The sequence below is a fragment of the Streptomyces sp. NPDC057654 genome (genome assembly GCF_042800135.1).
In the GTDB taxonomy this organism is placed as follows: domain Bacteria; phylum Actinomycetota; class Actinomycetes; order Streptomycetales; family Streptomycetaceae; genus Streptomyces.
Map to the genome: position 1 here is coordinate 1 of NZ_JBHVHQ010000297.1, position 9,136 is coordinate 9,136.

A 9,136-nucleotide genomic window follows, 5' to 3' on the forward strand; every position below is an offset into this window, starting at 1 on the left:
GGCCGCCACCCCGCGGTTCAGGGGTTTCTTCTCCACGGAGGGGGTGCTCGGCGCGGCCGAGCACGCCGCCACCGGGCACACGGACGGCATCCCCGCCGCCGCGGGCTGGACCGTGCTCGTCGCCGGGCTGCTCACCGCCCTCCTCACCGCCGGGTACGCCACCCGGCTGTGGCTGCTCGCCGGCTCGCCCCCGCTGCTGCGCGGCGGCCGCAAGGGCCCCGCGCTCTCCGCCGCCGACCAGGTGGAGCCGGGACCGCCGCCGGCCTCCGACGATGCCGCGGCAGCCTCGCCCGCGGGGCACCCAGCCCGGACGCCCGTGGTCATGAACGCCGTCCTGTGGGTGCTGTTCGTCCCCACCCTCGCGCTCGGTCTCGCCGTGGCGGCGCTTCCCGACTGGTTCGACGGCCGGTCCCTCGAACCGACCCTGTCCACCTCCATCATCGGCACCGGATTCGCCCTCGTCGGCGTCCTCGTCATGTACGCGGCCTGGCGCCACACCTCCGCGCTGGCCGCCCGCGTGCCGCTGGGCGCCGTCGCGGCCGACCCGGACGCCGACCCCGCGGTCTCCGAGGAGGAGGCCATCGCCACGCACAAGAGCGCGTACGGGTCCATCGCGAGCGCACCCGACCCCGCCGACCCCGGCCGCCTCCTGCTCGGCCCCCTGCACCGCCACGCCGCCGCCGGGTTCCACCTCGACGCCCTGTACGACCGCGTGTTCGTCCGGCCCGTGGCCGCCGCCGCGCGGCTCGTGCGCTTCCTCGACCGCGAGGTCGTCGACGCCTACGTCAGCGGCGCGTCCGGCGTGCCCCGCCTGCTGGGCACAGCCGTCCGCCGCGCCCAGACCGGCAATGTGCAGACCTACCTCAGCGCCCTGCTCGCCGGCTCCGTCATCCTGGCCGTCGCCGCCGTACTCGTAGCCACCGGAGGCTGACCGTGAGCCACACCGTCATGCAGATCCTCCTCGCTGCGATCGTCGTCGTCCCCCTCCTCGGAGCCGTCGCCGCCCTGCTCCCGGCCCCGCCCGGACTGAAGGGCAAGAACCCTGACCAGGCCGTGCTCCGCCACGGCGTCACCGTCAGCGGCGTGATCCTCGCGCTGGCCGTCGCCCTGGCCGTCGGCTTCGACCACGACCACCCCGCGCGGATGCAGGCCACCACCGACGTCGGCTGGATCCCGGCCCTCGGCATCCGGCTCCATCTCGGTGTGGACGGCGTCTCGCTCCCCCTTCTCGTACTGACCGCGCTGCTGACCTTCCTCTGCGCCCTCTACAGCTACGCGCACATGCCCGCGGGCCCGTCCCCGAAGGCGTTCGTCGCGCTGATCCTCGTCCTGGAGTCCGGCACCCTGGCGACCTTCGCCGTGCTCGACCTGGTGCTGTTCTTCCTGGCGTTCGAGATGGTGCTCATCCCGATGTACTTCCTGATCGCCCGCTGGGGCGGCGGCCAGAAGGAGCGCGCCGCCTGGAAGTTCATCCTCTACACGCTGCTCGGCTCCGTCGTGATGCTGCTCGGCCTCCTCCTCATCGGGGTCAAGGGCGGCACGTTCGACATGGTGGCACTCGCCACTGACAACGGCTCGAAGCTCAGCCACACCACGCAGCTCCTGGCGGTCCTCGCCATCGGCGTCGGGCTGGCGGTGAAGGCCCCGATGTGGCCCCTGCACAGCTGGCTGCCGGACGCGCACACCGCCGCCCCGACCGCGGGCTCCGTGCTGCTGGCCGGGGTGCTGCTGAAGATGGGCACGTACGGGTTCGTCCGCATCGTGCTGCCCATCGCCCCCGACGGGGCGCGCACCTTCGCGCCCTACCTCGCGGCGTTCGCGGTCGTCGGCATCGTCTACGGGTCGCTGGCCTGTCTGGCCCTGGCCCGTATGGGCGCGGGCGGCGACCTCAAGCGGCTGATCGCCTACTCCTCCGTCGGGCACATGGGCTTCGTGCTGCTGGGCATCGCCACCCTCACCCCGACCGGGGTGAACGGCGCGCTGTTCGCCAACATCGCCCACGGCCTCATCACCGGCCTGCTCTTCTTCCTGGTCGGCGCGGTCAAGGACCGGTACGGCACCAGCGACCTCGACCAGCTCGCGGGGAAGGGCGGCGCGGCGCTGTACGGGCGGGCCCCCCGGCTCGGCGGGCTGCTCGCGTTCGGCGCGGTCGCCTCGCTCGGGCTGCCGGGCCTCGCCGGGTTCTGGGGCGAGATGCTCGCGCTGTTCGGCGCGTTCCGGCCCGCCGAGGGCCTGAGCCGCCCGGCCTTCCTCGTCTTCATGGCCGTCGCCGCCGTCGGCACCCTGCTGACCGCCGCGTACATGCTGATCGTCGTGCGCCGGGTGTGCATGGGCGAGCGGCGGCCGGAACCCGCGGCGGGCTCCGGGGGCGCGCCGCCGCTCCTCGCCGTGCCCGACGTCCACACGTACGAGTTCGCGGCCTGGACCCCGCTCGTCGCCCTCACCGTCCTCGCCGGGCTCTGGCCCGCGGCCCTTCTCGGCCTCACCGACCCGGCCGTTCAGCAGCTCCTGCGCGGAGGCGCCTGATGAGCTCCCTGGTCCAGTCCGTCGACTGGCTCGCCATCGCCCCGCCGACCGTCGCCGCCGTGGTGGCGCTCGCCGTCCTGGTCGCCGACCTCTTCCTTCCCGAAGGGAAGAAGGGGACGCTCGGCTGGATCGCCGTCGGCGGCCTGGTGCTGGCCGGGCTGTCGCTGCTGCCGCTCCTGGCCGGCGACCGGTCCACGTTCTGCCTCACCTCGGGCGCCGAGGCGTGCAGCTATACGGCGGACCATTTCGCCCTCGTCATCCAGTTCCTGGTCCTCGGCGGCGCCCTGCTGACGGCGCTGCTCTCCATTAACTCGATCACCGATCTCAAACTCCCCGCGGGCGAGTTCTGGTTCCTGCTGCTGTCCTCCGCGGCGGGCGCGGCCCTGCTGCCCGCCGCCCGCGACCTCGCCACCCTGGTGATCGCCCTCGAAGTGGCCTCGCTGCCCGCGTTCGCGCTGGTGGGCCTGCGCCGCGGGGACCGGCTCTCCTCCGAGGCCGCCCTGAAGTTCTTCCTGTCCTCGGTCACCGCGACCGCCGTCATGCTGCTCGGCGTCAGCTTCGTGTACGCGGCCACCGGCAGCCTCCACCTCACGCAGATCGCCGAGTCGCTCACGCACGTGGACCCGCGCCTCGACACGCTCGCCCAGGCGGGCGTGGCCCTGACCCTGGTCGGCTTCGCCTTCAAGACCGCGGCCGTCCCCTTCCACTTCTGGGTGCCCGACACCTACGTGGGCGCGCCGCTGCCCGTGGCCGCCTACCTATCCGTGGTCGGAAAGGCCGTCGGCTTCTCGGGACTCATCCTGGTGACCGTCGTCGCCTTCCCGTCGTACGGGCGGGTGTGGGGCCCGGCGCTCGCCGTGCTCGCCGCCCTCACGATGACGGCGGGCAACGTCGCCGCCCTGCGCCAGCGCCCGGACCGCGAGCACAGTGCCGTACGGCTGCTCGCCTGGTCCTCCGTGGGACAGGCCGGCTATCTGCTGGTCCCGATCGCCTCCGCCGCGTACACCGCCGACTCCTCCGGCGGCGCGGCCCACGCGGTCGGCTCCACCGTCGCGTACGCCCTGATGTACGCGGCCGTGAACCTCGGCGCGTTCGCCGTCGCCGCCCTCGTCGCCCGTACGAGCCCGGCCAACCGCGTCGCCGACTACCGGGGCCTGTACGCGCGCCGCCCGCTCGCCGCCCTCGCCCTGGGCTTCTTCCTGCTGTGCCTGGCCGGGCTGCCGCCGGGGATCATCGGGCTGTTCGCCAAGGTCACGGTGTTCTCGGCGGCGGTGAACGCGGGGCTGGGCTGGCTGGCCGCCGTGATGGCCGTCAACGTGGTGATCGCGCTCTACTACTACCTCCAGTGGACGGCGGTCCTCTTCCGCGCGCCGACTCCGGAGGGGGCCGCGGCTGCGGAGGGGGCCCGGGAGCCCGTACCGGCGGCCGGTGCGCAAGAGCCCGAACCGGCCAACACGAAGATCCCGGCCACGCTCACCGCCGCCATCGGCCTCGCCGCCGTCCTGGGCATCGCCCTGTCCGGCGCGCCGCAGATCGTCCTGCGCTTCGCCTCCGGAGTGCTCCTGTAGCGCCGCCCCTCACCCGTACGGACGTACGACCGCCTCCGTGCACAAGGGAACTAGCGGCCTTCATCTGGCGTTGACCAGTTCGGAAGGGTCCACTGGAGGGTGGAAACGCCAAGCAAAGGGTTCCCCTGCCGCACCACTTGGAGGGCGTACCGTGCACCGCCGGCACAACGGGCTCAAGACCGCCGTACTCCTCGGCGGACTCTCGGCCCTCATCATCGTCATCGGCAGCCTCTTCGGGCGTACTGGCCTGATCGTGGCCGTCCTCGTGGCGCTCGGCACCAACGCGTACGCCTACTGGAACAGCGACAAGCTGGCGCTGCGGGCCATGCGCGCCCGCCCGGTCAGCGAGTTCGAGGCCCCGCAGCTGTACCGCATGGTCCGCGAGCTCTCGACGGCCGCGCGCCAGCCCATGCCCCGGCTCTACATCTCGCCCACCGACGCGCCCAACGCCTTCGCCACCGGCCGCAACCCGCGCAACGCCGCCGTCTGCTGCACCGACGGCATCATGCGCCTCCTCGACGAGCGCGAGCTGCGCGGCGTCATCGGCCACGAGCTCAGCCACGTCTACAACCGCGACATCCTGATCTCCTCGGTGGCCGGGGCGCTCGCCTCCATCGTGATGTTCCTGGTGAACTTCGCCTGGCTGATTCCCATAGGCCGATCCGACGACGACGAGGGCCCCGGCTTCATCGGCATGATCATGATCATGCTGCTCGGCCCCATCGCCGCGTCGCTCATCCAGCTCGCCGTCAGCCGCTCCCGCGAGTACGAGGCCGACGCCTCCGGGGCCAAGCTCACCGGCGACCCGCTGGCCCTCGCCGCCGCCCTGCGCAAGCTCGACGCCGGCACCAAACAGCTGCCGCTGCCGCCCGAGCCCCGGCTGGAGACCGCGAGCCATCTGATGATCGCGAACCCGTTCCGGCCCGGCGAGGGCATGTCGAAGCTCTTCTCCACCCACCCGCCGATGGCGGAGCGCATCGCCCGCCTGGAACAGCTCGCGGGGCACCGCCCGTGACCGCGGCCCGGCCGCTCGCAACCACTCCGCGCCATGCGCGCGTCTTGCCTGCTGGAAGTGGGTTCGCACGCAGGAACACGTAGGAGGCTGTTCGCACCATGAGGCTCATCCTGAACATCATCTGGCTGGTCCTCTGCGGCTTCTGGATGGCCGTCGGGTACGTCGTCGCCGGCATCATCTGCTGCGTCCTCATCGTCACCATCCCCTTCGGCATCGCCAGTTTCCGCATCGCCGGATTCGCTTTGTGGCCGTTCGGGCGGACCACGGTCGAACGGCGGGACGCGGGGGCCGCCTCCTGCGTCGGCAACGCCATCTGGCTCGTCTTCGCCGGCTGGTGGCTGGCGCTCGGCCATGTGCTCACCGGCATCGCGCTGTGCGTCACGATCATCGGCATCCCGCTGGGCATCGCCAACTTCAAGCTGATCCCGATCTCCCTGCTGCCGCTGGGCCGCGAGATCGTCCCGACGGACCAGCCGTTCGCGACGCGCTGAGGTCTTCCTAGGGAGCAGCGCGCCCGTTCTTCCGTGGCACTTCTCGCCGTGGGTGCGGCGCGGAGATGGACGATGGTGACCCGAGCGTTCCGAGCGAGAACGGGGCCGTCATGGCGAGCGCGTACCCAGTGCCCAGCGTGTCCGTCGTCCGTCCGGCGCCCGGTGTCGCCGGAGTGCTGCGCAGAGCGGACCGGCGGACCGCCGCCGGGCTGCATCCGGCGGAGCGGGAACTGGCCGACGCTCTGGAGGGCGCCCGGCGCCGGGACTTCGTCGCCGGACGGCACGCCGCCGCCGACGCGCTGCGGCTGCTCGGACGCTCCGGGCCGGTGCTGCGCGACGGGGCCCGCCCCCGGTTCCCGGCGGGCGTGCGCGGATCGGTCAGCCACTGCCAGGGCGGTGCCGCCGCCGCGGTGGCGGCCGTCGGGCCGGAGACCGTCGGCGTCGGCGTGGACGTGGAGCGGCTGGGGCGGCTGGACCGCCGCACGGCCGGGCTGGTCCTGACCCGCCGGGAGCGCGCCGGGCTGCTGCGCGAACCCGCCGACGCCGCGCTGCTCACCGTGGCCTTCTCGGCGAAAGAGGCCGCCTACAAGGCCCTCTGCGGGCTGGCCGACGCGCGCGACCTGGTCTTCCACAGCGTGGAGATACGGATCGTGGGCTCCCGGCTCCGCGTCGAAGCGGCGCGCGGGCTGCTCCCGGCCGGGCACCGGATAGCGGGGCAGGCGCACTTCGACGGCCCGTACGTGTGGACCACGGTGCTGGTCACCGCGGACGACGGCGTAGGGGCCGGGGAAGGGCGGGCGGCGGACGCCCGCATGGGGTGAGCCGGGGCGCTGTGGCCGGTGCCCCTCACCCCGCTCCGCTCAGGCCGGAGCGCACTGCGGCAGCACCCGGTCCGCGACCAGTTCCAGGTGGTCCAGGTCCGTGAGGTCGAGGGTGCGCAGATAGACGCGGTCCGCGCCGGCCCGCTCGTACTGCCCGATGAGGTCCGCGATCCGGTCCGGGGTGCCGCGGAACGCGTACTCGGGCAGCGGCTCCCGCAGGGCCCGCTCCCGCCGCCGCAGTTCCGCGTCCGTACGGCCGCAGCACACGGTCTGGATCACCGAGAACCGCATCGAGTCCTGCCCCCGGCCGTTCTCGGCCAGCGCCTTGCGGATGCGGTCGTACTGGATCCCGGCCTGCTCCGGCGAGACGAACGCGGCGTTGTACTCGTCCGCGTAGGCGGCGGCCAGCGCCGGGGTGCGGACGGCGCCCGTGCCGCCGACGATGATCGGCGGGTGCGGGCGCTGGACCGGCGGCAGCGTGGGCTGGGCCCCGACGAGCCGGAAGTGCTCGCCCTCGAAGTCGAAACGCTCGGCGCGGCCGGTGGTCCACAGCCCGCGGACGATCCGCAGCTGCTCCTCCAGCCGGGCGAACCGCTTGCCGGGGTACGGGATCGCGTACGCCTCGTGCTCGGCCTCGAACCAGCCCGCGCCCAGGCCGAGTTCCGCCCGGCCACCGGACATGTCGTCGACCTGGGCGACCTGGATGGCCAGCTGGCCGGGCGACCGGAAGGTGGCGGGGCTGACCAGGGTGCCCAGCTTGACGCGGCGGGTGTCGCGGGCGAGCGCGGCCAGGGTCAGCCAGGCGTCGCTGGGCCCCGGCTCCTCGGCGTCGGCGCCCACCTGGAGGTAGTGGTCCGAGCGGAAGAACGCGTCGAAGCCCAGCTCCTCGGCGGCTCGCGCGACGCGCAGCACCGTCGCGTATGAGGCGCCGCGCTCGGACGGCTCGGTGTGAATGCGCAACTGCACGGAATTCTCCTTAGAGCCTGGGTCATCAGGGCCTGAGTTATCGGAGCTTCGAGAGCCTCGGCCATAGGACTGGAAGGCCGGAATGCCGACTCGGGCGTTTCGCCGGGAACGCTAATCGGCCCGCCGCCGGCCCGGTATTCCCCGGCGGGAGCGGCCGGCATGTCACTTAGGAGGCATTCCCCTGTGCCCTGCGCGGCAGGATCATTGAGGGGGCGTCAGGCGGCTGCCTAGCGTGGCGGGCAAACGACATCGCCGTGCACTCTTCGATTCCCACGGTGCGCGTCACATATCAAGCCCTCCGGCCCGTCCGGCGTTTCTCCCATGGGAATCGGCCACGTTGTGGAGGAAGTATTCCTATGTCCCGTTCCGTCGCCGCGCCGCGAACCGGCCGGCCCCGGCCGCCGGTGCTCACGCTCATCGCGGTGTGCCTGGCATCGGTGCTGTTCCCGCTCTCCATCACCGGCACCTCGGTCGCCCTGCCCAGCATCGGCGGGGACCTGCACAGCGGCCTGTCCGCCCTGCAATGGGCGGTGAACGGCTACAACCTCACCTTCGCGGGCTTCATCCTCGCCGCCGGTTCGCTGGCCGACCTGGTGGGCCGCAAGCGCGTGTTCTTCTCGGGCACGGCGCTCTTCGGCGCGGGCGCGCTGGTCGCCGCGCTGGCCGGGAACATCGTGCTCCTGGACGTGGCGCGCGCCGTCGCCGGGGTGGGGGCCGCCGCCGCTCTCCCCAGCGGCAGCGCCCTGCTCGCCCAGGTCTTCGAGGGGAAGGCGCGGGCGCGGGCGTTCGGCCTGTTCGGCACGACGGTCGGGCTCGGCCTGGCGCTCGGCCCGAGCGTCTCGGGCGTGCTCGTGACCGCGTTCGGCTGGCGGTCCGTCTTCCTCGTCCCCGCGGCCCTGGCCTTCGCCGTGCTGCTGCTGATCCCGTTCGTGCCGGAGTCGCGCAACGAGAACGCGGGCCGGGTCGACAAGGCCGGGACGGTGACGTTCACGGGTTCGCTGGTCCTGCTCGTACTCGGCCTGGTCGAGGCGCCGCAGGCCGGCTGGACGGCCCCCGTCACGCTCGGCTCGCTGGCCGGGGCGGTGGTCCTGCTGGCCGTGTTCGCCCTGGTGGAGCGGCGGCAGGAGCAGCCGATGTTCGACCTGGGGCTGCTGGCCCGCCCGAAGTTCCTGGGCCTGTGCCTGACCGTCGTCGTCATCGTGCTCGGCTTCAGCCCCCTCGTCGTCTACCTGCCCTCGTACTTCTCCGCCGTCGACGGCCTCAGCGCCCAGCAGGCGGGCCTGACGATCATGATGCTCACCGGCCCGACGCTCGTCTTCCCGGCCATCGCCGCCGCGCTCACGCGGTGGGTGCCGGTCCGGGTGCAGCTCGTCGCCGCCGTACTGATCGCCGCCGTCGGCTACGCGTGGCTGACGGTCATCGAACCCGGCGGCGGCGCCCTGGCCATCCTCGGCCCGCTGATGCTGATCGGCGCGGCGGTGGGCATCTCGTTCGGCCTGTTGGACGGCGCGGCGGTGAGCAGCGTGGAGGCGGAGCGCGCCGGGATGGCCGCGGGGATGTTCAACACCATGCGGCTCGCGGGCGAGGCCGCCGCGATCGCCGTGGTCGGCTCGCTGCTGGTGACGTTCACCCAGAGCGGCCTGGCGGGGAAGCTCGGCTCGTACGACACGCCGTACGCGAACCAGCCCGACCGCGTCGCCGACCTGCTCAACCAGGGCGACCTGGCGACGGCCGCGGACACCGTACGGC

Annotated in this window: 7 protein-coding genes and 1 pseudogene; 7 read left to right on the top strand and 1 reads right to left on the bottom strand. The window is 73.1% G+C overall.

Going from position 1 to position 9,136, the window contains the following annotated elements; all coding sequences use genetic code 11:
* The 6 genes and pseudogenes from ACFU99_RS21755 to ACFU99_RS21780 form a co-directional block, all read left to right on the top strand.
* Positions 1-931, top strand: a pseudogene (locus ACFU99_RS21755) (NADH-quinone oxidoreductase subunit L); the annotation flags it as partial.
* 17 nt (positions 932-948) lie between these two features.
* Positions 949-2,526, top strand: coding sequence for a NuoM family protein (locus ACFU99_RS21760; RefSeq protein ID WP_384394435.1), 1,578 nt, complete (start codon positions 949-951; stop codon positions 2,524-2,526).
* Entirely contained in the window at positions 2,526-4,094 is a 1,569-nt protein-coding gene (locus tag ACFU99_RS21765; protein WP_384394425.1) for an NADH-quinone oxidoreductase subunit N, read from the top strand. The genes ACFU99_RS21760 and ACFU99_RS21765 overlap by 1 nt, the downstream gene beginning before the upstream one ends.
* Positions 4,095-4,245: 151 nt before the next feature.
* A complete protein-coding gene (gene htpX, locus ACFU99_RS21770) occupies positions 4,246-5,109 on the top strand; it encodes a zinc metalloprotease HtpX (RefSeq protein WP_384394427.1) in 864 nt (287 codons plus the stop codon).
* 98 nt (positions 5,110-5,207) lie between these two features.
* The gene (locus ACFU99_RS21775; RefSeq protein WP_384394429.1) at positions 5,208-5,600 is read left to right on the top strand and encodes a YccF domain-containing protein; all 393 of its coding nucleotides are present in this window, start codon (positions 5,208-5,210) and stop codon (positions 5,598-5,600) included.
* A 137-nt stretch (positions 5,601-5,737) separates the two neighbouring features.
* On the top strand, positions 5,738-6,421 hold the full coding sequence (locus tag ACFU99_RS21780; RefSeq protein ID WP_384394430.1) for a 4'-phosphopantetheinyl transferase superfamily protein: 684 nt from the start codon (positions 5,738-5,740) through the stop codon (positions 6,419-6,421).
* Between the two features lie 39 nt (positions 6,422-6,460).
* Here the strand turns inward: ACFU99_RS21780 and ACFU99_RS21785 are convergent, their stop codons facing one another.
* Positions 6,461-7,387, bottom strand: coding sequence for a TIGR03560 family F420-dependent LLM class oxidoreductase (locus ACFU99_RS21785; RefSeq protein WP_384394432.1), 927 nt, complete (start codon positions 7,385-7,387; stop codon positions 6,461-6,463).
* A 356-nt stretch (positions 7,388-7,743) separates the two neighbouring features.
* On the opposite strand from ACFU99_RS21785, the gene ACFU99_RS21790 reads away from it, so the two are divergent.
* Positions 7,744-9,136: MFS transporter (locus tag ACFU99_RS21790; RefSeq protein ID WP_384394434.1), on the top strand; the 1,393-nt coding region annotated here is incomplete at its 3' end.